Raw genomic sequence first — 24,092 nt, forward strand, 5'->3', positions numbered from 1 at the left:
CCCTCCCCCCGCCCAATCCACCGCGTCAGACTTCAGCGGGGACGGCGGGGACCCCGGGGAGGGGGGCGGCCTGCTCCCCCTCGTGGGCCCTCGTTGCTCCAGCGAGGCGCCGCGCCCCGCTCCTTCTTCTTGCCCCAGTCCTGGAAGCCGCCGGACTTCTCGGAGGCCCCCCGCTCGGCCCTGGGTCCCCGGGCACCGGCCCGGACGACGCGCTCGTTGGGGTTGCCCCGGTCGTCGGTCGGCTTCCACTCCTTGCGAGCCGGACGGCCGCCTGCTCCTCTTGCACCCTCACCGCCGGCGGCCGAGCGCCCTCCCGGGCCACCCCGGCCCCGAGGCGCGCCGCCCTCGGAGTCCCGCGGCTTCCACTCCCGGCGCTCCGGACGGCCTTCGCCGCGCGAGGCACCCGCTCCACCGCGAGGGCTGAAGGACTTGCGCTCGGGGCGGCCCGCGCCGCCCGTGCCGAAGCTGCGGCCCCGAGGCCCGCCCTCTGAGCGACCCGCGCCACCGAAACGCGGCCGGTCCGAGCCGCCCGCGCCACGCTCGGGGCGACCGGCGCCACCGAAACGCGGCCGGTCCGAGCCGCCCGCACCCCGCTCGGGGCGACCGGCGCCGAAGCTCCGGGCACGCGGCCTGTCCTCACCACCGGCGCCCCGCTCGGGGCGACCGGCGCCGAAGCTCCGGGCACGCGGCCTGTCCTCGCCACCCGCGCCGCGGTCCGCACGACCCGCACCACCGAAACGCGGCCGGTCCGTACCACCCGCGCCACGCTCGGGGCGACCCGCGCCACCGAAGCCGCGCGAACGAGGCCTGTCCTCGCCACCGGCACCACCGGCGACGAAGGTACGGGAACGAGGCCTGTCCTCCCCTCCCGCACGGCCCGCGCCGAAGCCACGCGCACGAGGCCTGTCCTCACCACCGGCGCCACGGCTCCGGGGCGCTCCGCCCTCGTCGCCACCCGCGCCCCACGTCTTGCGCACCGGCCGACCCGCGCCAGCAGCACCGAAGGGGCGAGCCCGAGGCCGGTCCTCACCACCCGCGCCGCGGCTGCGAGGCGCACCGCCCTCGTCGCCACCCGCGCCCCAAGACTTGCGCTCCGGACGGCCCTCGCCTCGCGAGGCACCAGCGGCCGCACCCCGAGGGCTCCACTCCTTGCGCTCGGGACGACCGGCGCCACGGCTCCGAGGCGCACCGCCCTCATCACCACCAGCGCCCCACGACTTGCGCTCGGGGGCACCCGCCCCCCGGCTCCGGGGCGCAGCACCCTCATCACCACCGGCGCTCCACTCCTTGCGCTCGGGACGACCAGCACCCCGGCTGCGAGGCGCACCGCCCTCTTCAGCACCGGCGCCCCACGTCTTGCGCTCCGGACGACCCTCGGCGCGAGGCCCACGGGCCCCAGCACCCGCCGGGCTCCACTCCTTGCGCTCGGGACGGCCGGCACCGCCGACCCCGAAGCCCCGGGCCCGCGGCGTGGACTCGCCACCCGCGCTGCGAGGCGACGCACCCTCCTCGCCGCCGCTCCACTCCTTGCGCACGGGACGCCCCTCACCGCGAGGCGCACGGCTGGCACCGCCACCCGCGCTCCACTCCTTGCGCTCCGGGCGACCCGCGCCGGCAGCACCGAAGCTCCGGGCGCGCGGCCTGTCCTCGCCACCCGCGCCACGGCTCCGGGGCGCACCGCCCTCGTCACCACCACCACGCGACTCGCGGCGCGGCGGACGCCCCTCGTCCGCGCCAGCACGCGTGCGGCCAAACCGGACCTGCCCGGTGCCACCCTCGGTGGCGGGCTTGCGCTCCCGCTTCTCGGGACGGCCCTCCGCCGCCGAGGCCTTCCGGGGCGCCGGAGCGTCATCGTCCATCGACAGCTCTTCCTCGTCCGACTCGAAGCCCGGCGCCGCGCGCCCGTGCCGGCGGGGCGGCAGCCTCAGCTCCACGGCGGGCGCCTGCGCCCGGCCATCCGACACCGCGTTGAGCAGCTCCACCTCGGAGGACTTCAGCGAGCGCAGCTCTCCGGGCCGCATGCCCTCCACGCCCACGCCCGCGTACGCCGGACGGAACAGGCGCACCACCGGGTGCCCCACCGCGGCGCACAGCCGCTTGATGAGGTGCGGCCGGCCTTCGGCCACCACAATCTTCAGCCACGTGTTGCGCTCCGCCGCCTCGAACACGTCCACCGACAGCGGCGTGGCCATGCCGTCCTCGAGCCGCACGCCACCGCGCAGCTTGTTCAGCGTGGCCGGGTCCGGCGCGCCCTTCACCTTCGCCAGGTACATGCGCGGCACCTGGAAGCTCGGGTGCGTCAGCTTGTGCGCCAGCGCCCCGTCGTCCGTGAAGAGCAGCGCGCCCTCCGCGTCGTAGTCCAGCCGTCCCACCGGGAACAGCCGCTTGCCCGTCTCCTCCACGTAGTTGGCCACCGTGGGCCGGCCCTGCGGATCCGACAGCGTCGTCACGACGCCGATGGGCTTGTAGAGGATGTAATACGACGTCTCATCCGGCGGCGTGACGAGCGTCCCGTCCACCGCGACCAGGTCCTTGCCCGGCTCCACCCGGCTGCCCAGCTCCGTCACCGTCTCGTTGTTCACCGTCACACGGCCCGCGGTGATGAGCTCTTCTGCGTGCCGGCGCGATGCCACTCCCGCGCGGGCCAGGTACTTCTGTAGTCGTTCGGCAGCCATACTTGCCTTCTTCCATTCAGCCCGTCACTCGGGCTTGGGCCCCTCTTCGCCCGTCACGGGCTTCGGGGGCGTGTCCAGGACGCTGGAGCTGACCTTCTGCGTCCGGTCAGCGGCTTCAATCGCCTCTTCCAGCTCCTCTAGCGCGGCCTCACTCGCCGCCGCGCTCTTCTCCATCCGCTTCGTGAAATTCGGGTCCGACAGCGTCTCCACGGTACCCGCCGCAACCGGCGCTGGCTGCGCTTCCTTCTCTACAATCTCCCGGTGCTCCTGCGTCAGCTCGTGGAACTCACGCAGCGTGGGCAGGGCCGAGAGGTCCTTCAGGGCGAAGAACTCCAGGAACTCGCGCGTGGTGCCGTAGAGGATGGGGCGCCCCACCTCCTCGCGCTTGCCGAGGATCTTCACCAACTTCCTGTCAATCAGCGCCTTCAGCACGGCGCCGCAGTCCACCCCGCGGATGTCCTCAATCTCCGGCCGCGTCACCGGCTGCCGGTACGCGATGATGGCCAGCGTCTCCACCGCCGCGCGCGTGAGGCGCTGCGGCTTCACCCGCAGGTAGCGCCGCACGTACTCACCCGAGTGCGGGTCCGTCCGGAACTGCCACCCGCCGGCGACTTCATACAGCACGATGCCGCTGATGCCGTCGCGGTGGATGCCGGACAGCTGGTTGAGCGCCTCGGCGATGAGCTCGCGCTCGATGCCCGTGGCCAGGTACAGCTCGTCCACGGACAGGGGCCGCTCCGCCACGAAGAGCACGCTCTCGATGACGGTGCGGATGCGGTCCGGCGACAGCTTGCGGCTCTTGGAGACGAGCTTCTCGAAGGACGTCTCCAGGTCGGGCGTGACTTCGTCGTCCGACGAGTCCTCCTCGATGGCCGCCGCCTCCACCTCGTCCAGCTCGTCGTCCGGGCCGGGCCCGGTGACGGCGGCGATTTCCTCCTCGGAGAAGGGTCCGGGGCCGCCGGGCGTGCCCGGCTCGGGGGCTTCGTCGTCCCGCGGGCCTTTTCTACCGGTAGTCACTGTCGTCGACCTCCGTGGGAGCCAGCTTCTCCAGGGCGTCCCCGTTGGGTAGCAGCAGGATGGGACCGAGCGGCTCGTCCTGGACCACCCGGATGAGCCGCCGCTTCACCATCTCCAGGATGGCGAGGAAGGTGATGACGATCTCCTGCCGCGAAGGAGTGTCCTCCTCGGTGAACAGGCTCTCGAAGAGGACCTGTCCATGGGGGCGCAGGCGCTCGACGACGCGGAGGATGGCCTCGGACAGCGTCACCCGCTCGCGCACCACCTCGTGCTGCAGCTTGGGCTGCAAGCGCTCCAGCACCCGGTCCAGCGCCTCCACCAGCTTGAGGACGCTGAACTCCTGCAGCCCCACCTCGTCCTCGGGGATGGGCACTGACTCCACCGGCACGTTGCGGGTGAAGACGTCGCGGCCGAGCAGGTCTTGCGCCGCCAGCTGCTCGGCGGAGTCCTTGTACTTCTGATACTCGAGCAGGCGCCGCACCAGCTCCGCGCGCGGGTCCTCCGCCTCCTCCACGGCCGCCAGGGCCTCCGCGCCCTCGGGCACCGCCGCGGCGTCCTGCCGGGGCAGCAGCATGCGGGACTTGAGGTGCGCCAGCGTGGAGGCCATCACCAGGAACTCGCCGGCGATGTCCAGGTTGATCTCCCGCATCCGCTCCAGGTGCGCCAGGTACTTCTCCGTGATCAGCGCCAGGGGGATGTCGAAGATGTCGACCCGGTGCTCCTTGATGAGATGGAGCAGCAGGTCCAGCGGACCCTCGAAGTTGGGCAGCGCGACGCGGAAGGAGTCACCCGGACTGCGGGGCAGCTCCCCATCACGAAGGGCCTCATCGGCCGGTGCGCGTCCACCCTCACTCACCGGAGGTCCTTGGACTGCCTTCGAAGGAGTGGGGGGAACGGCTCGTCATCGCGTAAAGGCCCGACTTTCCTTGGCCTTGGGCGCAAGTCGGGGGGACACACCTCCTTAGCAGTGCCCCTCAGGTGGGTCAAACAATCGGCAGTGAAAGCCCGTTCAGTCACTCCACCTCAGGGGATGCCCACCGCGCCGCGGACCTTGTCCATCAGGCGGGTGGCTTCCGAGCGGGCCCGGTGGGCGCCCTCCTGGAGGATGCGCTCCACCTCGGCCGGGTCGGCTACCAGCTCGGCGTACCGCTGACGGGCCGGGCCGAAGGTCGCATGGTAGGCCTCCAGGAGCTTCTTCTTGTAGTCCCCGTAGCCCTTCCCGCCCGCCTTCCAGGACGCGTCCACGTCGCGGAAGTCGGACTCGGGCAGCATCACCTTGAGCAGCTGGTAGAGCGGTGACGGCACCTTCTCGTCGCCAATGACGAGCTCCAGCGGCTTGGGTGCCTCCACGGGCGTGGAGTCCGTCTTGATGGACATGATGCGCTTCTTGATCTCCTTCTCGTCCCCGAAGAGATCAATGGTGTTGCCGTACGATTTCGACATCTTCAGGCCGTCGATGCCGGGCACCACCGCGGTGGACTCCTGGATGCGCGAGGACGGCAGCTTGAGGATGCCGGGCGTGTGGCCGCGCTCCTTGCCGTCCGGGTCCGCCGGGTCGTAGCCGGGGACGTACTGGGTGTTGAACTTCACGGCCCAGTCACGCGCGAACTCGATGTGCTGCACCTGGTCCCTGCCCACGGGCACCACGTCCGCGCTGTAGAGCAGGATGTCGGCGGCCATCAGCACCGGGTACGCGAAGAGGCCGAAGTCCGGGCTGATGCCCTTGGCCACCTTGTCCTTGTAGCTGTGGGCCCGCTCCAGGTGCGCGTGCGGCGTCACGGTGCCCAGGATCCAGTACAGCTCGAGCACCTCGCGCACGTCGCTCTGCCGGAAGAGGACGGCCTTCTTCGGGTCCAACCCGAGCGCCAGGTAGGTGATGGCGGCGTCCCGGGTCAGCTCCAGCGCGAGCTTCGGCTCCCGGATGGTGTTGAGCGCATGCAGGTTGGCGATGAAGAAGTACGCCTCGGCGCCAGCCTCGTCCTGGAGCTGCACGAACTGGCGGAGCGCGCCGTAGTAGTTGCCGAGGTGCAGCTTTCCGGACGACTGCACGCCTGAGAGGATCCGCATGTCGGTTCCGAATCAAGTGACGGGTGGTGGACGCGGCTGGTTCGCACACCCGCCGCGCCCCTGCAACCTTCCGTTACGGCTGACGCGCTTCCGTCGCCTTCTGGAAGTGGGAGCGCCCTCTCCCTGGAACTTTGCATCCCGCACGTAAATCCCAAGGAAATCCGGGCACTTGCGGTTGAGGGGACGGTGGGTACCACGCTACCCTGACCGGACCACCTGCGAGCACGAGCAGCCCCACCTTGGAGGACGCACCCGCATGGAGTCATTCAACGGAAGTCTCGCCAGCTATCGCCTGCAGATGGTGATGCCGCCGCTCTTCACGGCCCCCGGGGTCGAGGGGACGCTGAGGGTGGAGCGGGGCGCGGTGCGGCGCTGCTTCCACGTGAAGGACGGGTACCTGGTGGGCGAGAGCTCCAATGACCCGCGCGAGCACCTCTCGCAGGTGCTGGTGAGCCTGCGCATCCTGGACGCGCCCCGGGCGGCGGCGGCCTTCGAGGCGGCGGAGGGCGCGGGCACGCCGTACGGCACCTTCCTGGTGCAGCGCTGCTTCGTGGAGCTGCCCCGGCTCATCGAGGCGCTGGAGCACAAGGCGCGCGAGGCCCTCTTCGACTGCTACTCCTGGGAGTCGGGCGAGGTGGAGTTCACCCCGGGCCCGTCTCCCCTGCCCCGGGCGGTGGGCATGAAGCTGCCGCTGGCGACGCTGCACCGGGACGCGGTGTCGCGGCTGCGCGAGTGGACGATGTTCCGCGACATCTTCCCGCGCCTGGACGTGACGTTCCGCGTGTTTCGCGAGTTCGCCGTGGAGACGTACTCCGAGGAGGAGGACGTGCTGCTGGACCTCGCGGCGGGCGGGGCCACGCTGGGTGAGATGCTGGCGACCGCGAAGGAGGCGCCGCTGTTCGCCGCGCGCTGGGTGCTGCACCTGTACCGGCGCGGGGCGCTGGCGCCGCAGCGGGCAAAGGGCCCGCAGCTGGGCGAGTCCGCGGAGCTGGCGGAGCTGCTGAACCTGGTGAAGCGCTTCCTGGAGTCGGGGAAGTACGACCACGCGGTGGCGCTGGCGGCGCAGGTGCTGGAGCGCGGGCCGGTGCCGGAGGCGCACGCGCTGTACCGCGAGGCGGAGGTGCGGCTGACGCTGGCCCTGAGCGACGAGCTCTTCGCGCTGGACGGGCGGCTCGTCTTCGAGCCGATTCCGCGCCCCACCCCGCCGGACCTGACGGCGGATGACCTGTACCTGTACTCGAAGCTGCGGGGCAGCCGGAGCATCCGGCAGGCGCTGCGCACGGCGGCCATGGGCGAGCTGGCGGCGTCGCGCTCGGTGCACCGGCTGATGGCGTCCGGGCTGATTCGCGTGGCGCCGCTGCCAGGAAGCGAGCGGACGGCCACGCCCCGGCGCACGAGCACGGACCCGTACGGCGTGCCCATTGCCGGCGTGGGGACCTGAGCCGGCGGCACGCCTCACGGAAGAGACTGCCGCTCACGCGCTCGGTATTCGGGCGTCCACAACAGCCCCAACTCCAGGGGGATATCGCCAAAAGGCTCCGCGAAGACGCTGCCGTCGCCTTCGTGGAGTCCAGCGCGGGCCCACCCGTCGTCCGTACTCCGGAAGACCTCCAGGGTTCGGCTGAGCGGGTCGATGACCCACGCGTGAGCGGCGCCCTCCAGGTGATACAGGGGCAGCTTGCGCACTCGGTCCTTGACCATGGTGGACGGGGAAAGCACCTCACAGACCCAGTCCGGCGCTTGCGTCAGCCAGGGCGTTTCGGCCTCCGGAGGCTCCGGCACACGCTCCCGGCGCCAGCCAGCCAGGTCCGGCACGACCACGTGGGTCCTGAAGTGCAGCTCCGGCTCGTCAAGGAACCACCACCCACCTGGGCCGCCCTGGGCCATTTCATAGGGAAGCGTGAGCAGCGCCCCCAGCCTGGAGGCAACCCGGAGATGTCCGTATGCCGGCCGGGGTGAGGCGTAGAGCTCGTCCGCGATGATCTCCCCCACCCCTCCGACCGGCAGCTCGTCGATGTCCTCATACGTCGCCGGCTTCTTCCCCTTGCCCTGCCCCATTGCGTCCACCTCCCACCGCGCCAGGCCTCTACCTGGAGGGTAGGCACTCTACGGGCCTGTCTGACATCCACAGCAGCCCCAGCTCCAGGGGCACGTCGCCGAAGGGCTCCGCATGCACCGGGCTCCGCCCTTCATGGAACTCGGTGCAGAGCCACCCGCCCGCCTGACGTCGGTACACCTCCACGGTGCACCGGAGCGGGTCGATGACCCATACGAGACCGACCCCCATGCAGTGATACAGCGGCAGCTTGAGCTCGCGGTCCGCGGGCGCGGAGGGGAACTCCACAACTTCGCAGAGCCAGTCCGGCGCGGTCGACACGAAGTGAGCGTCCCGCCCGACGTCATCCGCGATACGCCCCTGGCGCCAACCCGCGAGGTCGGGAACGAGCACATCCCGCCCGAAGCGCAGCTCCGGTGCAGGGAGGAGACACCACCCCCCCGGCCCATCAAACCCAAGGTCGAAGGCACGTACGAGCAGATGGAGCAGCCGGGTGCACGTGAACTGGTGCCTCACCGAGCGCCGCCGTGCGACCAGCCCGTCACCTATCAGCTCACCCACCCATTCCGCGGACAGCGCCTCGAGATCCGCGTACGTCGCCCGCTTCTTCACGCACACCATGCACGCACCTCCCACGTCGTGCGCGAAGCATACAACCCATCAGGTCATCCACTCAAGGCCGGGGCTTCCACCGCCCTACGTCGCCGTCTTGCGCTTCTTCGCCTTCGGGACGAAGACGTCGCTGCGTGGGTGGAACTCGTCGTAGACGGAGCGCAGGCGCGCGCTGTTGACGTGGGTGTAGATCTGCGTGGTGGCCAGGTCCGCGTGGCCGAGCATCTGCTGCACGGCCCGCAGGTCCGCGCCCCGCTCCACCAGGTGCGTGGCGAACGAGTGCCGCAGCTTGTGCGGGGAGATGGGCTTGAGGATTCCCGCCTTCAGCGCGTACCGCTTGAGCAGCTTCCAGAAGCCCTGCCGCGTGAAGCCCGCGCCGCGCGGCGTGACGAAGAGCGCGCGCGACTGGCGCCGGCCCAGCAGCGCCGGCCGGGCCACGGACAGGTACTCCTGCACCTTCTCCACCGCCACGCGCCCCAGGGGCACCAGGCGCTCCTTGGCGCCCTTCCCCTTCGCCACCAGGTAGCCGGCGGTGAGCTGCAGGTCATTGACGCCCAGCCCGCACAGCTCGCTCACGCGCAGGCCCGTGGCGTAGAGCACCTCCAGCATGGCCTTGTCGCGCTGGCCCGCCGTGGTGCGCTCGTCCGGGGCCGCCAGCAGCTGCTCCACCTCCTCCAGCGTGAGGAACGAGGGCAGCTTGCGCGCCGAGCGCGGCGTGTCCAGGTCCTCCGTCGGGTCCTTCTCCGCCAGTCGCTCGGCGATGAGGAAGCGGTGGAAGCCGCGCAGGGCCGCGAGGTGCCGGGCCTGGCTGCGCTTGCCCACGCCGCGCTTGCCCAGCGCGAGCAGATGCGCGGACACGTCGTCCTGCTTCGCCCGCGTCACGTCGTCCAGGCCGCGCGCGCGCAGGTCCGCGAAGTACACGGTGAGGTCGGCGGCGTAGGCATCCACCGTCTTGCCGGACAGCCCGCGCTCCGCGCGGATGAAGGCGATGTACGCGTCGAGGAGCCCTTCCATCGCCGCCACGCTACCGGAGGCGCGCGCCGAGGCAACTCGGCGTCCCAGGCCTTCCCGGTCGCCCGCTCAGCTCCGCGGCGCCGCGCCTCCATCCGCCGACGCCGAAGCCGACTCCAGCGCCTGCACCACCCACGGCCACCCCACCAGGATGTTGCCGGGAGAGCGCAGGCACGCGTCCGCCACCGCCAGCACCTCCGCCGGCCGCGAGCGCACCGCCAGCGCCAGGTGCCGCCCCAGGAACGGGTGCGGCAGGTAGCTCAGGTTGTGATGCCGCACCGGCACCCAGCTCAGCGTGGGGCGCCCCGTCCACTTCTCCACCGCGTACGCCACCGCCGAGGCCAGCACCTCCAGCGCGTACAGCGGCAGCCGGAAGGCGCTCACCAGGAAGGTCACCAGCGCGCTGGCCGCCACCGCGCCCGCGAAGGACACGTTGGCCGCGCCGCTCCACACCACCATGGGAATCACGCTGGTGGCGACGGCCGCCACCTGCACCCGCACCACCGACGGGCCCCGCCCACCGGCGACGCTCGCGATGCTCCCGGACGCCAGCCCCGCCACCACGCCCATGCACGCGCCCACCACCATGCCGGCCGCGCCGCCCAGCAGCGGCCCGAAGGCACCTCCCGCCGTGGCATGCAGCCCCACCACCATGGACAGGCTCGCCAGCGAGCCCAGCAGCACCCCCGCCGCCAGCCCCGACACCAGCGCCAGCATCAGCCCCGCCGCCGAGCAGAACAGCGCCGACATCCCCCACCCGCCCCGCAGCGGAATCCCCGCGCCGAACAACACCAGGCCCAGCAGCCCCGTCATCAGCGGCGAGCCCACCACCAGCAGCAGCAACAGGCGCCGGACGTAGAGCCCCGCGGCCCGGCCGCCCTCGGCCTGCTCACGCCACAGCTGGCCGATGCGGCCTCCGGGCATACGGATGCCCGCGGCGCGGAGCCTGTAGTGCAGGTCCACCGGCCGGAAGAGGAGCAACAGCAACAACTTCAGCAGTCCGGGCACCTGCTCCGGAGCATCCACGGGTCCTGGCTCTGTGCCCCCCTGTGCCACGGTGGCCCCCCTTCGTCAGGTTCAATCCCCTAGACTACCCTTGCCCTGCCGGAGGATTTCAAGCGTATCGCCGATGAGTGAAATCACCGTGGACGGTTCGTTGAGGGTCACCCCCCCGTCCAGGATGAGCTCCAGCCCGTGTCCGAGCTCGGCCTTGATGTCCTTCGCGTCCGTCAGCGGCACACCCTCGGTGTTGGTCGCCGACGTCGTCACCAGAGGGCGGCCCAGCGCCCGCGCCACCTCTCGCACCAACGGCGCGTCCGGTACGCGGATGCCCACCTGCTTCTGCTTGGACATCATCAAATCCGGCACCAGCCGCGTCGCCTCCAGGATGAAGGTGAACGCACCGGGAGTGAGACCCTTCATCGTCCGATACGCGAAATTGCTCACATGGGCGTATTTGGCCACGTCAGACAGGTCCGGGCACAGGAAGGACAGGGGCTTTTTCTTGTCGCGCCCCTTGAGCTGGTACAGCCGCTCGATGCCCTTCTTCGAGCTCAAGTCGCAGCCCAGGCCGTAGTACGTGTCCGTCGGGTAGGCCAGGAGCCCGCCGCGCTCGAGCACCTCCACCGCCCGCTGCACGTGGCGTGGCGAGGGATGCTCCAGGTCCACCTCGAGGATGGGTGCGGCCATGATGTCTCCGTGCCTCCTGTCCCGCCCGGGGGGTTCCGGGCCGGCGCGGGCGCAGCCTACGCCGTTCCCGCCGCCTCGTCCGTGCGGATCTCCTTGCTCGCCGCCAGCGCCCGCCGGGTGAGCACCGGGCCCACCAGCTCGTGCGCGGTAATCATCGCCACGATGAGCACCTCCACCTGCGGCCCGAAGGTGGGGAACGTCCGCGACACCAGCGCCGCCAGGCCGAAGGTGACGCCCGCCTGGGAGATGAGCCCCATCCACAGGTACTGCTTCAGCCGCGGGTCGTCCGCGGGCGCGAAGCGGCGGCATGACAGCCAGATGGCCCCGGCCCGCAGCACCACCAGCAGCAGCGCCGCCGGCCCCACCGTCACCAGCGCGTCCAGGTGCAGCCCCGCCCCGGCCGCCGCGAAGAACAGCGCGAACACCGGCAGCCCCGCCTGCTGAATCGCGTGGTGGATGCGCTCCCCGGCCCGCTCGTCCAGGTTGGAGATGAGCGCCCCGGCCGCCAGCGACACCAGCAGCGGCGACAGGTGCAGCCGCGCGCCCCCCTCGGCCGCGGCGAAGGACAGGCCCACCAGGAACAGCGGCAGCTCCTGCTTCACGCCCCGCATGTAGATGAGCACCACCACCGCCAGCGCGCACCCCACGCCCACCGAGCCGAACAGCTCCCACCCCACCCCGCTGAGCAGCTCCGCCACGTCCAGCCCGCCGCCGAAGCTGGCCTTCGTCACGCCCGCCGCCAGCGCGAAGGCCACCATCACCACCAGGTCGCCGATGATGACCAGCGCCATCAGGAACTCGGTGAACGAGCCGCGCGCGCGCGTCTCCTGGACGATGGCAATCGTGACGGTGGGCGAGAAGGACACCACCACCGTGGACACCAGCGCGCTCACCGCCAGCGCCTGCGGCACCGTCATGGGCGCCAGGAACGGCAAGAGCGGCTTGAGCGCGAAGACGGCGCCGAAGCACGCCACGAAGGTCACCCCGCACACGCCCAGGCACAGCATGGCCACCCGCGCGCCCACCCGCTTGATGAGCCCCAGGCGCAGCTCCGTGCCGGCCACCAGCGCGATGAGGCTCACCGCCAGCCCCTTCACCAGCTCCAGCCCCTTCAGCCCCGCTCCGGGGATGAACCCCAGCGCATACGGCCCCACCGCCACGCCCACCAGGAGGTAGCCGGTGAGCCGCGGCAGCCCAAGCCCCTTGGCCACCTTGCCCGCGAAGAGGCCGCACAACAGCAGCGCCCCGGCCGCCAGCGTCACCGGCGTGCCCGCGTCCGCGCGCAGCACCTGCGCCCGGCTGATGATGGCCAAGAGCCCCATCAGGAGCAGCAGCCGGACCACCGCCCCCTTCATGTCGCCACCTCCACGTCGGAGGCCCGAGGGGCCGGGCGCGCGGGCTCCAGCACCTGGCGGAAGGCCTGCCCGGCCAGCAGCTCGTTCACCACCGCGCCCACCACCACCACGTCGAGCACCCGCTGCGACAGCCCGCCGGGCACCAGCATCCCGTACTCGGCCACCAGGCACAGCGCCAGGCCGCCCTGGGCGATGAGCGCGTAGCCCAGCCGCGGAGGCAGCTCCAGCGTGCCCCCCGCCAGCCGCTGCGCGAACCGGCCGCCCAGCACCTTGCCCAGGAACCGCAGCCCCACGAAGCCCGGCACCAGCGACCAGGCCCACCAGTCCCGCGCGTGCACGCCGCAGCCCACCAGGAACACCAGCACCAGGAAGGCGGGCCGCTCCACCCGGCCCAGCGCGCGCGCCGCCCGCTCCACCGTGCGCCCACCCACCAGCGCCAGCGTGGCCCCGCAGGCCACCCCCGCCAGCAGCGCGGACACGCGCAGGTAGGCCGCCGCGCCGCCCACCAGCGCCACCCCGCCCAGCGTCACCGTGGTGAGCTCCGCGAGGTCCTTCAGCGAGTGCGTGAGGAAGGCCAGCAGCGCCCCGCACATGACGCCCAGCAGGACCGCGAGGCACACCAGGCCCAGCCCCTCGCCCAGGCTCGTCGTGGCGCCCAGCACCAGCGCGAGCGCCAGCACGCCCAGCCCCACCGCGTCGTCCAGCATCGTCAGCAGCGCCACGCCCAGCCCGCGCGCCCGGTCCAACCGCCCGGACCGGTACGCCAGCACCGCGAAGTGGCCGGACGACAGGCTCGCCGCCGCGCCCAGCAGCGCCGCCGCGCCCACCGCCGCCTGCGGGGACAGCCCCGACGTCAGCAGCAGCGGGCCCGACAGCGGCAGCGCGACGAAGAGGAAGGCCGTGCCCGCATGGGCCAGCGCCGCCGAGTACACCGGCCGCGGCAGCAGCCGTAGCAGCCGGGGCTCCAGGTTGAGGCCGAGGATGACTCCCGCAGTGCCCAGCCCCAGGGCCAGCACCGGGCGCATGCCCTCCAGGCTGCGCGCGGACAGCACCCCGGAGACCGACGGCCCCACGAGGATGCCGAAGAGCAGGAACAGGAAGCCGCTGGCCGCCAGCCGCGTCAGCGCGGGAAAGCGCCCCGGGTCCAACGCACGGTTGGAGACGAGCAGCGACAGCGCCGCGATGGTGAGCAGTACGAGCAGCGCTTGCACGAGGCGTGCTTACACCGCCCGCAGCCCCACGTCACGAGCGGCGGTGGGTGGGCGCGGCGATCACCGGCAGGGCGACCAGCCTGCCCATGGGCGGGTCGTCCGCATCCATTTCCAGTTGGACGCGCTGCACCAGCCGCTCGACTTCCTCGGCGGGCAGCACGGGCAGCAGGCTCACCAGGAGCACCCGGTCCTCGTCCGCGCCCAGCGCCAGGCTGCGCAGCCCCGCGAACACGGGGACCTCCGCGGACAGCGCCGCCGCCGCGCTCCGCGCCCTCACCACCAGCGGCTCCGGGATGCCGAACTCCCGGAGCCGGCGGATGGCGCGCTCGGTGCCTTCCAGCTGTTCGAGGAACGTGATGAGCAGGTACACGCGGACCTCTTACCGGGTCCGCGCGCCTGACGCCACGCTACTCGTTCTGCCCCGGGCCCGGGGTGGGCTCGGAGGCAGGGGCCGCGGTGGTGCCACCCGTCGGCGCAGCGCCCTCCGCGGCGGCGCCCTCCGCCGGGGAAGCCGCCATCGCCGCGCGGGCCGCGCGCTTGCCCTCTTCGATGAGCTTCTTCACCTTCTGCCCACCCTTGCGGCCGATCTCCTCGTAGAAGTTCGGCCCGCGGGTGGCCTTCACGCGGTCGCCACCCTTCTTGCCGATCTCCTCGTAGAACTTCGCGCCGCGCTCGGCCTTGACCGTCTCGCCTCCCTTTCGGCCGATCTCCTCGTAGAAGGAGCGACCGCGCTCGGCCTTGACCGTCGCGCCGCCCTTGCGGCCGATGGTCTCGTAGAACTCGCGGCCTCGCTCGTTCCGGACAGTCTCTCCGCCCTTACGGCCCGCTTCCGCCACCGTCATGCTTCCCTTGTTGTCCTTGTCCGACATATCGCCATCTCCTCTCGTGACTGCCACCGCCCCGCGCCTCGGTGTCCCTTGCCTGAAACCTTGGGACGGAAGCGCCCCGATGCAAGCAAGCTCCGTACACCGCCAGCCGTTCGCGAATGACACAGGCACGAAAAACGCCAGTAAATTCGGATACTTCGCTACGCCTGCCGAGCATCCGAGCCGGGCGGAGGCATGTCCGCCAGGACGCTTCATTGTTTGAAACACCGCACTGCACATTGCCGATTCCCGATAGGCCCTCCACCTTCTGCCCACGGCGCGTCCGGCGGGCGGGCGGCGGGGAGGCATGGCGTGGCGCAGGCAGCGAAGACCTGGCTTCGGGTATTGGCCCCGATGCTTGTCTCCATTGGCGGACTGGTGATGCTCCGGTTTCTCGGCCCGGACTTCATCGATCAGCAGAACATTGCCGCCGTCCTGGAGCCCTTCGGTGACGCGGCCCCCCTGGCCTACATCGCCTTTCTCGCCATCCGCCCGGTGACGCTGCTGCCCGGTCAGCTGCTGACGGCTGTCGGCGGGATGATGTTCGGGACGCTCGCAGCGACCCTCTATTCACTAACAGGCAGCTTCCTGTCTGCCATGTTGCTCTTCGGGGTGGCGCGGAAGCTGGGCACGGGGCCGATGAAGCGCCTGGCTGGCGGCAAGTACCCCGCCCTGTCTCGGGCGGCGAAGCGCCATGACTTCCTCTTCACCTTCCTGGCGTGCATCAACCCGCTGTGCCCCACCGACGTGATGCTGGTGGCCGCGGCGGCCAGTGGCGCGCGCCTGTGGCCCTCGGTGGCCGGCGTCCTGCTGGGCACCATTCCGGGCACCTTCCTCACCGCGCAGTTCGGCAGTGGCCTGGCGCAGGGCCGCACCGTGATGACGGCCGTGTCGGCGGTGGGGCTCGTGGTGTCGCTGGTGCTCGGCGTGTTCATTGGCCGGCGCTTCTACAAGGAGATCAACGACGCTCCGGACGAGGCCAACGCGGATCAGCCTCCCTGCGGCGCGCAGGGCCTGGCCTCTGACGAGGCGCGGGCCGCCCATGTGCGGCCGGGGGCCTCGAAGCCGGAAGGCATGCCCGCCACCTGGTAGCGCCTTGGGCTACGTACGGCCGGGGGGCCGCAGCTCCTCCGACAGCAATTGGAGCAGCGCCTGCACGCGCGGCACGGCCTGGCGGCCGGGGATGCACAGGGCATGGACGGGCGGCCCTTCCGCGGCGTGATCCGCGAGCACCTCCACCAGCCGCCCATCCCTCGCGCGCTCGTCCAGCATGAAGTCCAGCACCTGGCAGATGCCGGCGCCCGCCGCCGCCAGGTCCAGCAGCGCGGGGCCATGGTTGACGTCCAGGGCCTGCCGCGTGCGCACCACCTCCGGCGCGCCTCCGGGCTCGCGGCGGAAGACCCAGTCCCGTGCCAGGCCGCGCGGATCCACGAACTTCAGGCACGGGTGGCGTGACAGCTCCTCCGGGCGCTGCGGCGTGCCGTACCGGGCCAGGTGCGCGGGCGAGGCCAGCGTCACCCAGCGGGTGTGCAAGAGCCGCCGCGCCACCAGGCTCGAGTCCTCCAGGGCCCCCACGCGGATGGCCACGTCGATGTGCTCGTCCACCATGCGGCTGAAGCGATCATCCAGCCGCACATGGAGGGTGAGCTGCGGATAGCGGGCCTGGAGCCGCGCCAGCCGGGGCAGCACCACCGGAGACAGGATGTAGGGCAGCGCCACCGTGAGCGGGCCCCGAGGCGCGCGCTGGGCCTGGGCCACCGTCTCGCGGGCCGCCCGCACCTGCGCCACCGCCTCTCGCGCCCGCTCCAGGAACTCGGCGCCCTCCGGCGTGAGCGCCACCTGGCGCGACGTGCGCTCCAACAGCCGCGCGCCCACGTCGTCCTCCAGCTTCCGCACCGCCTTGCTCACCGCCGCCGTGGTGACACCGAGCCGCTCCGCCGCCTTCCGGAAGCTGCGCTCCTCCGCCACGTGGAGGAATGGGAGCACTCCCGCGAACAGGTCCATGGCCCTCATTGTCAACCTGGAGTTGACGATGGTTCAACTCCCGCGCGCTCGATGCCTTCGGAGTTGACGGTTAGGGTTGCCCCCATCCACGAAGCAGGAGGACGTCATGAAGATTGCAATCCTGGGTACGGGGCTGGTGGGCGAGACGCTGGGCAGCAAGCTGGTGGCGCTGGGCCACGAGGTGCGCATGGGCTCGCGCACTGCGAACAACGAGAAGGCGGCGGCGTGGACGCAGAAGGCAGGCGCCCGCGCGTCGCAGGGCACCTTTACGGACGCCGCGGCCTTCGGCGAGCTGGTCTTCAACTGCACGGCGGGCACGGCCTCGCTGGAGGCGGTGAAGGCCGCCGGAGCCCAGGCCCTCGACGGCAAGGTGCTGGTGGACGTGAGCAACCCGCTCGACTTCTCGAAGGGCTTTCCCCCCACCCTGTCCGTCTGCAACACGGACTCGCTGGGCGAGCAGCTCCAGCGCGCCTTCCCGGACGTGAAGGTCGTCAAGGCGCTCAACACCGTCACCGCCAGCGTCATGGTGGAGCCGTCGAAGCTGCCTGGCCCGACGGAGCTGTTCATCTGCGGGAATGACGCCGGGGCGAAGAAGCAGGTCACCCAGGTCCTCACCGAGGGCTTCGGCTGGAAGCGCATCATCGACCTGGGGGACATCACCGGCGCGCGCGCCATGGAGATGAGCCTGCCGCTGTGGATCCGCCTGTACCAGACGCTCGGCACCGCGGACTTCAACTTCCAGCTCATCCGCGCCTGAGCCCGCGCCGCGCCGCTCAGTCGATTTCCAGCAGCGGCGCGAAGTCCAGGCCCAGTGACAGCTCCAGGCCCGCGGAGCGCTCCCACACCCGGCGCGAGTAGGAGAACGGTGGTGCCCGCACCACCGCCTGCAGCACCTCCCACCGCAGCGCCAGGCCCGCGCGCCCGCCGAGCCCGACGCGCTTCGTTCCCGAGCCGGACGCCGAGGCCCTGGAGCCCGCCGCCGGCGCCCACGTGCCCTCGGCGGGGTCCACCACCACGCCCAGGAAGCGCAGCGGGTACAGGCGCAGCTCGGGGGACACGCCATAGCGCGTGCGCCCGCGCTCCCGGGGCCCGCGTCCGTCCGCGAACAGGCGCCCGCCCACGGCCCACCGCCAGGGCGTGCGCTCGGTCCCCACGTCCGCCAGGAACGTCAGCCCCGTGACGACGCCGCCGCGCGTGGTGGCCCCCGCGTCCAGGTAGAGCGCCTTGCGCGGCAGGTGCTTCGGAAGCGACAGGCCCTCCAGCGGCGGAGGCTCCCAGCGCCGCGCGGAGTCCACTTGGAGGGTGCCGGGCTCTTCCGCGTCCAGGGACTGCTCGCGCAGGTGCTGCGCCGCCGCCTTCCGGCCCGAGCCCTGCTCGCGGACCTCCGTCGGGATGCGCAGCGAGTGGTCGACGTGGACGCCCACGGTGAGCGCCGCGAACCAGCGGGCCTCGTCCTCGAACACGTCGTACGCCACCGGCCCCGTGAAGCGCAGCCATACCGGCAGGCCCACGTCGGCGCTGGCGAGGAACACGTCCAGCTGGGGCGTGCCGAAGAGCGCGTGCAGCGCCGGGTCCTCCCCCGGCTGGTACGTGACGCGGTACGGGGACACACCGAGCGAGAAGTACTCGGAGAACGGCAGGGACAGCGTCACGTCCAGCTCACCGACGAAGCTGGAGCGGCCGGCCTCCGTCCACCACCCGCCGCCCATCAACCCCACCGAGGGCAGCAGCGGCCGCACCTTGTCCGGCGCCATCGTCAGCGGCAGCACCGCCCGCCCGCCCAGCGTGGTGCCCCGGCCCGTCATGCCGACAGCACCCACGAGCCCCACGTGCGCCACCGGGAAGGCGTCCAGGTCCTCTGTGCTGAGCCGGTAGCCGTGCTTCACGTCCGAGGCCGCGAGTCCCGGGGGCGGCGGCGGCCGCAGGTAGCGGGCCTCGTACGCCTCCCAGTCCCGCAGGTTGTCCGGACACTCCAGGGGCACCTGGCCCCGGCAGGCGCCGGCCATGCGGTTTCGCACGCGCCACGCCACCACCAGCAGCTCGCGCAGGCCGTTGACGGCGGCCCGGGCCTCGGTGGACAGGCACTCGCGCTTGAAGGTGTAGGGGTGCTCGGAGTCCGGCTCGCACGCCGGGTCCGCGGCCAGCGCCGTGGCGCTGACGTCGAGGAAGCGCTGGTCCCTCGCATCGTCGAAGTCGTGGCGCAGCGTCGGATTCGGGCGCTGGAACAGGGGCACCATGTTCCACGTCCGCAGCCACTGCACGGCGCCGGTGCCTTCCTCCGCCCGCTCGGCGTGCGCCGAGGAGAACGAGTCCCCCACCGCGTGCAGCAGCTCGTAGATGCCGTTGTTGAGGCCGTGCGCGAGCAGCGGGTCCGCGCCGGCCACCACGTTCATCAGCTCGCGCAACGTACCCATGCACCGGGAGAAGGCCACCTCGCCCAGCCCCCGGTCCTGGCCGAGCCGCTCATCAGAGCGCCTCCCGAGGAAGTGGTAGCACTGCCCCACCGGCCCGAACTGCCGGGAGAACACCATGTCCGAGTGGCCCGTCCACGGCCGGGGCCACCAGTCGAGCGCGCGCGCGGCCTCGCCGGGAGGACACACCCGCTCCTTCGAGTACACCGGGAAGCAGCGCGCGCCCTTCAGGATGCCCGCCTCCATCAGGTCCTCGAGCACCTGCCGTCCCTCGGCCTCGCCTCCCAGACCGTCGTCGTACCGCGTGGAGCCCTCCGCGAGCGCGCGGTACGCCTGCGCCTCGATGATGTCGTGACCGCTGGCCTTGAACGCCAGGGCGGGCCGCGCCACGCCCACGAGCACCGCCGCGACTCCCATCCACCCGGCACGTCGTCCCATGCGTTCCTCGGCGTCACACCCGGCAATGAATGGAGGCTCCCCGCTTCCTACCGCTTCCTCATCAGCAGTCCCGACACCAGTGCTCCAGCACCGGCGGTCCACGTGGTCATCGCCAGCCATCCGCTGGGCACCACCTGCAGGCCCCCCACCACCAACGAGGCCGCGGCGATGCCGAAGAAGGTCCGCCGGGCCAGCCAGTGTCCCCGGTGCGTCCATCCCACCGTCACGGCCAGCAGGAAGGCCGCGAAGTTCGCCAGCAGCTGTCCGACGAACACCTCTTCCCGGTGGAAGTACATGACCTGCTCCAGCTGCTGCAGCCAGGTGAGCTCGGGGGGCTCCACCTCCCCGGTCAGTGCGGCCAGGGACATCTGGAAAAGGAGCCTGCTGCTGTCCCCCAGCGTCATGAAGGCCACCTGCGCGATGAAGGAGAGGAACAGCGTCCCCGCGATGGCGACCCAGGGCACCCGCTGGCGCCGGGGCCTCCAGCGGCGCAGGGCCTCCAGGCGCTCTGGCGTCATCGCCAGGGCATGGGGGTAGCCCAGCTCCAGGAGCGTCCGGGTGGCCGCAATGCTGGAGGGCTGGCCCGCCTCATCCACCAGCCCCTCCAGGCTCCCCTCTTCCAGGAGGCGCTGGAGCAGTGCGGCGCCCGCTTCGGGCTCCACCTGCGCGGGCAGCCTCGCCATCAGCGCGTTGACGGCCCCGGCCATGCCCGCCCGACGCTCGTCCGAGGCCGCGCGCGCCTCCACCACCCGCGACGCCAGCTGCTCCAGCAGCGCCGTCCCCTCGGCCACACGGTTTTCTTCCTGCGACTTTTCGGCAGGCGACGGCGAGCGCATCACGGTGGGATAACCTCGGGCGCCATGAACGGGGCGCTTCGCCCATCCTACCGAGGGGGAACCACCACCATGCAATGCCAGTCCTCAGGAACGTGGAGGCTCGCGTGGGTCCTCGCCCTGCTGGCCCTGGGCGGCTGCGCCTCGAAGCGCGCGCCGGAGGCGACCGCGCTCCGCGCCCGGGCCCAGGGCTGCCAGGGCCAGACGGACTTCGAGGTGGGCACGGGCCTCTACGACATCACCGGCCCGGCGGCGCAGGTGATGATGATGGGCTACGTCAAGGCGGGCCAGAACACCGCGGGCATCCACCAGCGGCTGCGCTCGCGCGCCTTCGTCATCGCCTCGCCCTGCAACGGCAAGCGGGTGGTGTTCGTCAGCGCGGACCTGGGCATGCTGTTCCAGGCCGTGCAGCAGTCGGTGCTCCGCAAGCTGCGCGAGCGCTACGGGGAGGACCTCTACACGGACGCCAACGTGCTGCTGAGCGCCACGCACACGCACGCCGGGCCGGGCGGGTACTCGCACCACGCGCTCTACAACCACACGTTCCTGGGCATTCCGTTCATCGGCTTCGTGCCGCAGAACTTCGAGGCCATCGCGGAGGGCATCTTCCAGTCCATCGTCCGCGCCCACGACAACCTCGCCCCCGGCCGCATCCGGGTGAACACGGGCAACCTGCCCGGCGCGAGCGACAACCGCTCCGCCCGCGCGTACGAGCGCAACCCGCTCGAGGAGCGCTCGAAGTATGCGGGCAACGTGGACACGGCCATGACGCTGCTGCGCCTGGAGGCCGCGCCTCCGGGGGCCAGCGAGCCGACGCCGGTGGGCATGGTGAACTGGTTCGCCGTGCACGCCACGTCGATGACCAACACCAACCGCCTCATCAGCGGCGACAACAAGGGCTACGCGTCCTACCTCTTCGAGAAGCGGCTGGACACGGACTACGGCTCCCCCAAGACCTTCGTGGCCGCCTTCGCGCAGAGCAACGAGGGCGACGTGACGCCCAACGTCTACGGCGGCGGGGACGGCCGGGGCGAGGGAGAGCTGGCCGCCACCGAGGAGGCGGGCCGCCGCCAGTTCGAGCTGGCGTGGAAGCTCTTCGAGGACACCGCCGGCGCACGGCCGCTCACGGGCGGCGTGGACTCCCGGCACACCTACGTGAAGATGGACGCCGTGAAGGTGGAGCCCCGCTGGGCGGACGGCCAGGAGCGCCGCACGTGCAAGGCGGCGCTGGGCATCTCCATGCTCGCGGGCGCCGAGGACGGCCGGGGCGTGGGCCGCGAGGGCGTGCGCTGCGGAGACCCGCTGGCCGGCTTCCTGTGCGGCGTGGACAACGACCCCTGCCAGGCCGAGAAGCCGGTGGCGCTCAAGCCGGGCGAGGAGTGCCCCATCATGAGCCCCAACGTGCTGCCGCTCCAAATCGTGCGGCTGGGCAACCTCGCGCTGGTGGCCGTGCCCTTCGAGATGACCACCATGGCGGGACGGCGCCTGCGCGAGACGGTGCGCGAGCGCCTGGCCCCCGCGGGTGTGGAGCACGTCGTCATCGCCGGCCTGTCGAATGCGTACTCGGGCTACCTCACCACGCGGCAGGAGTACGCGCAGCAGGACTACGAGGGCGCGTCCACCCACTTCGGCCCGTGGCAGCTCGCGGCGGTGCAGCAGGAGTCCGCGAAGCTGGCGGAGGCGCTCGCCGCCGGCACCGACGTCCCCCGGGGACCGAAGCCGAAGCCGCCGGGAGGCCGCGTCCGCGAAATCCGCCTGTCCCATACGTACGACGAGGTGCCCAGGGCAGACCCGCGCTTCGGCACCGTCACCTTCGGCTCGGTCGTCTCGGGCAGGGACGCGGGCGCCAGCTACCCGCGCTGTGCCACCGCGAGCGCCACCTTCTGGGGTGGCCACCCCCGCAACAACCTGCACACGCAGGGCTCCTTCCTGGAAGTCCAGCGCCGCCAGGAGGACGGGAGCTGGGTGCCCGTGGCCTACGACTGGGACTGGGAGACGAAGTACCGGTGGAAGGGCTACCCCTGCCCGCCGCGCGGCGCCTGCTCGCACGTGACGGTGGAGTGGGACATCCCCGAGGACACGCCCCCGGGCACCTACCGCCTCCGCCATGCCGGAGAGTGGCGCCCCCGCCCGGACGAGCCCCCGCGTCCCTACACCGGCGTGTCGCGAGAGTTCTCCGTCACCGAGGGCGTCGCGGACCGCTGCCCGCCCGGTGCCGCCCGCTCGCGCGAGGTGTCGGAGGTGCTGCCCTAGGAGCGCACGCTCGAGGCCCGCGTTCTCCAGGCTGAAACCGCGTCCCATGCCCCAACTCCCCTGCGCCTACGAGACGCCCGACAGTCCCGACGCCCGGCCCTCCGGCATCGACCGGTATTTCGTCCAGGGCCGTCGCTTCGCGGCGGACATGCACCATCATCGCCAGTGGGAGCTGGGCCTGCTGCAGGCCGGCGTCGTCACCACGGAGACGGACTCTCGCCTCTATACGCAGGGCGCGGGCGCGCACGGCGCGCTCTTCTTCGTCCCGCCCGGGGCCCCTCACGCGGCCTCCGCGGATCCGCGCCACCTGCCCATGCTGCGCAGCCTGCACCTCGAACCCTCCGTGGTCATGCGGGCCCTGGAGGGGCTCGGTCCTCGCGCTGTACGGTTGCCCTCGGAGGTGACGGCGCTGGAGGACGCGCGCGCCGCGCACAGCTTCCTTCGCCTGCACCAGCGCCTGGGAGAAGGCGCGACCGCACTGGAGTGGGAGGCGTGGCTGGTGGAGGCCCTGGTAGACCTCTTCGCCCGACGTGATGGAGCGGCGGTCCTCTACCCCGTGGGACTGGAGGCACGCGCGGTGCGCCGGGCCCGTGAGTACCTGCATGCGCACGCAACGGAGCGCGTGTCGCTGGAGGAGCTGTCCGGTGCGGTGGGGCTGAGCAAGTACCACCTGGCGCGCGTCTTCTCCCGTGAGACGGGCCTGCCGCCCCACACGTACCAGCAGCGATTGCGGCTGACGAGAGCTCTCCCCCTGCTGCGCCAGGGAGCGCCCGCGGGAGAGGTGGCCTATGAGCTGGGCTTCGCGGACCAGGCCCACTTCTCGCGCACCTTCAAGGACTCCTACGGCGTGACACCCCGCGCGTATGCACGCGGCGCTTGATTCGAGGCGTGAAGGAGTCTCACGAGTTCCGAGCAGCCCCCGCGCATAGAGCGCTCCCGAGGGTGGCCTGTCATTCGCGCAAGGCACTGCGTCTTCACCCGCGGCATTCGCCGAGCCGCTGTCGGGTGCCTCCTCCAGGGCCTCCTCGCAGTCTGGAGACGGAAGCGGCATGGGCACCGCCGAGTCGCTGCCAGGCGCTTCCTCCAGGGCCTCCTCGCAGTCTGGAGACGGAAGCGGCATGGGCACCGCCGAGTCGCTGCCGGGCGCCGCATCCGGGGCCCTCTCGCCGTATGAAGCTTGAAGCGTCATAGCCACCGCCGAGTCGCTGCCGGGCGTCTCGTCCGGGGCCCTCTCGCCGCCTGGAGGAAGCATGCCCCCGGGCCCCCGGGGCGTCGACTTCTCCCTGGGCCCCAGCGCCCGCCAGAGCGCCTCGGCTGACGCGAGCACGTCCTCTTCCGTCACTGCGCCTTCCCACCTCGCCGCCACCCGTCCCAGCTCCGCCAGCGCGCCCCACACTAGGCACGTCCTCGCCATCGCTGAACCCGGTATCAGCGCTCCGTCACGCTCGCCCTGGCTGACGACTTCCCGGACCAGGTCTCGCACCCGCCAGCCTCGCTCGTCGTCCGGCGCCTGCTCCGGGTGGGCGTGCAGGAAGACGAAGCTGAAGACTCCGGGCATCCGCAACGCGTAGCGGGCCAGCAGCCTCCAGAGGGC

At 71.8% G+C, this 24,092-nt stretch carries 21 protein-coding genes; 5 read left to right on the plus strand and 16 right to left on the minus strand.

Annotated elements, in window-relative coordinates; all coding sequences use genetic code 11:
* Positions 1-32: 32 nt before the first annotated feature.
* From LXT23_RS34085 to trpS, 4 genes are all read right to left on the minus strand, one after another.
* Positions 33-2,675, minus strand: coding sequence for a pseudouridine synthase (locus LXT23_RS34085; RefSeq protein WP_253984566.1), 2,643 nt, complete (start codon positions 2,673-2,675; stop codon positions 33-35).
* A 24-nt stretch (positions 2,676-2,699) separates the two neighbouring features.
* Complete coding sequence (scpB, locus tag LXT23_RS34090) at positions 2,700-3,692, minus strand: SMC-Scp complex subunit ScpB (RefSeq protein ID WP_253984567.1); 993 nt, start codon at positions 3,690-3,692, stop codon at positions 2,700-2,702.
* A complete protein-coding gene (locus LXT23_RS34095) occupies positions 3,679-4,548 on the minus strand; it encodes a segregation and condensation protein A (RefSeq protein WP_253984568.1) in 870 nt (289 codons plus the stop codon). Before LXT23_RS34095 ends, scpB begins: the two co-directional genes overlap by 14 nt.
* Positions 4,549-4,715: 167 nt before the next feature.
* The gene (gene trpS / locus LXT23_RS34100) at positions 4,716-5,759 is read right to left on the minus strand and encodes a tryptophan--tRNA ligase (protein WP_253984569.1); all 1,044 of its coding nucleotides are present in this window, start codon (positions 5,757-5,759) and stop codon (positions 4,716-4,718) included.
* Positions 5,760-6,015: 256 nt separating this feature from the next.
* Here trpS and LXT23_RS34105 point away from each other — a divergent pair, with 256 nt between their 5' ends.
* Entirely contained in the window at positions 6,016-7,200 is a 1,185-nt protein-coding gene (locus LXT23_RS34105) for a DUF4388 domain-containing protein (protein ID WP_253984570.1), read from the plus strand.
* 14 nt (positions 7,201-7,214) lie between these two features.
* Here LXT23_RS34105 and LXT23_RS34110 read toward each other — a convergent pair whose 3' ends face one another.
* The 9 genes from LXT23_RS34110 to LXT23_RS34150 all read right to left on the minus strand — a co-directional run bounded on the left by LXT23_RS34110 (position 7,215) and on the right by LXT23_RS34150 (position 14,562).
* On the minus strand, positions 7,215-7,817 hold the full coding sequence (locus LXT23_RS34110; RefSeq protein ID WP_253984571.1) for a Uma2 family endonuclease: 603 nt from the start codon (positions 7,815-7,817) through the stop codon (positions 7,215-7,217).
* Between the two features lie 28 nt (positions 7,818-7,845).
* The gene (locus tag LXT23_RS34115; RefSeq protein ID WP_253984572.1) at positions 7,846-8,436 is read right to left on the minus strand and encodes a Uma2 family endonuclease; all 591 of its coding nucleotides are present in this window, start codon (positions 8,434-8,436) and stop codon (positions 7,846-7,848) included.
* 75 nt (positions 8,437-8,511) lie between these two features.
* Positions 8,512-9,441 carry a site-specific tyrosine recombinase XerD gene (xerD, locus tag LXT23_RS34120; protein WP_253984573.1) on the minus strand — a complete coding sequence of 310 codons (930 nt, stop codon included), beginning with the start codon at positions 9,439-9,441 and terminating at the stop codon, positions 8,512-8,514.
* Between the two features lie 66 nt (positions 9,442-9,507).
* Positions 9,508-10,494 carry a hypothetical protein gene (locus LXT23_RS34125; protein WP_253984574.1) on the minus strand — a complete coding sequence of 329 codons (987 nt, stop codon included), beginning with the start codon at positions 10,492-10,494 and terminating at the stop codon, positions 9,508-9,510.
* A 21-nt stretch (positions 10,495-10,515) separates the two neighbouring features.
* Positions 10,516-11,127: an L-threonylcarbamoyladenylate synthase gene (locus LXT23_RS34130; protein WP_253984575.1), complete on the minus strand. Its 612-nt coding sequence runs from the start codon at positions 11,125-11,127 to the stop codon at positions 10,516-10,518.
* 56 nt (positions 11,128-11,183) lie between these two features.
* Positions 11,184-12,482, minus strand: coding sequence for a cation:proton antiporter (locus LXT23_RS34135; protein WP_253984576.1), 1,299 nt, complete (start codon positions 12,480-12,482; stop codon positions 11,184-11,186).
* Complete coding sequence (locus tag LXT23_RS34140; protein WP_253984577.1) at positions 12,479-13,693, minus strand: sodium:proton exchanger; 1,215 nt, start codon at positions 13,691-13,693, stop codon at positions 12,479-12,481. The genes LXT23_RS34135 and LXT23_RS34140 overlap by 4 nt, the downstream gene beginning before the upstream one ends.
* Positions 13,694-13,724: 31 nt before the next feature.
* Positions 13,725-14,063, minus strand: a complete 339-nt coding sequence (locus LXT23_RS34145; RefSeq protein ID WP_253984578.1) for a hypothetical protein — start codon at positions 14,061-14,063, stop codon at positions 13,725-13,727.
* 37 nt (positions 14,064-14,100) lie between these two features.
* On the minus strand, positions 14,101-14,562 hold the full coding sequence (locus tag LXT23_RS34150; RefSeq protein WP_253984579.1) for a general stress protein: 462 nt from the start codon (positions 14,560-14,562) through the stop codon (positions 14,101-14,103).
* 351 nt (positions 14,563-14,913) lie between these two features.
* Between LXT23_RS34150 and LXT23_RS34155 the strand changes: the two genes are divergently transcribed.
* Complete coding sequence (locus tag LXT23_RS34155) at positions 14,914-15,651, plus strand: TVP38/TMEM64 family protein (RefSeq protein ID WP_253984580.1); 738 nt, start codon at positions 14,914-14,916, stop codon at positions 15,649-15,651.
* A 9-nt stretch (positions 15,652-15,660) separates the two neighbouring features.
* On the opposite strand, the gene LXT23_RS34160 is transcribed toward LXT23_RS34155, so the two are convergent.
* Positions 15,661-16,563 carry a LysR family transcriptional regulator gene (locus LXT23_RS34160; RefSeq protein ID WP_253984581.1) on the minus strand — a complete coding sequence of 301 codons (903 nt, stop codon included), beginning with the start codon at positions 16,561-16,563 and terminating at the stop codon, positions 15,661-15,663.
* A gap of 106 nt (positions 16,564-16,669) precedes the next feature.
* Here LXT23_RS34160 and LXT23_RS34165 point away from each other — a divergent pair, with 106 nt between their 5' ends.
* Complete coding sequence (locus tag LXT23_RS34165; RefSeq protein ID WP_253984582.1) at positions 16,670-17,320, plus strand: NADPH-dependent F420 reductase; 651 nt, start codon at positions 16,670-16,672, stop codon at positions 17,318-17,320.
* A 16-nt stretch (positions 17,321-17,336) separates the two neighbouring features.
* Here the strand turns inward: LXT23_RS34165 and LXT23_RS34170 are convergent, their stop codons facing one another.
* Positions 17,337-19,412: a hypothetical protein gene (locus tag LXT23_RS34170; RefSeq protein ID WP_253984583.1), complete on the minus strand. Its 2,076-nt coding sequence runs from the start codon at positions 19,410-19,412 to the stop codon at positions 17,337-17,339.
* A 47-nt stretch (positions 19,413-19,459) separates the two neighbouring features.
* Positions 19,460-20,203, minus strand: a complete 744-nt coding sequence (locus tag LXT23_RS34175; RefSeq protein ID WP_253984584.1) for a hypothetical protein — start codon at positions 20,201-20,203, stop codon at positions 19,460-19,462.
* A 114-nt stretch (positions 20,204-20,317) separates the two neighbouring features.
* On the opposite strand from LXT23_RS34175, the gene LXT23_RS34180 reads away from it, so the two are divergent.
* Positions 20,318-22,498 carry a neutral/alkaline non-lysosomal ceramidase N-terminal domain-containing protein gene (locus tag LXT23_RS34180; RefSeq protein WP_253984585.1) on the plus strand — a complete coding sequence of 727 codons (2,181 nt, stop codon included), beginning with the start codon at positions 20,318-20,320 and terminating at the stop codon, positions 22,496-22,498.
* A gap of 46 nt (positions 22,499-22,544) precedes the next feature.
* Positions 22,545-23,378: a helix-turn-helix transcriptional regulator gene (locus LXT23_RS34185; RefSeq protein ID WP_253984586.1), complete on the plus strand. Its 834-nt coding sequence runs from the start codon at positions 22,545-22,547 to the stop codon at positions 23,376-23,378.
* Positions 23,379-24,092 lie beyond the last annotated feature (714 nt).

Origin of the sequence: Pyxidicoccus xibeiensis, assembly GCF_024198175.1 — a bacterium.
In the GTDB taxonomy this organism is placed as follows: domain Bacteria; phylum Myxococcota; class Myxococcia; order Myxococcales; family Myxococcaceae; genus Myxococcus; species Myxococcus xibeiensis.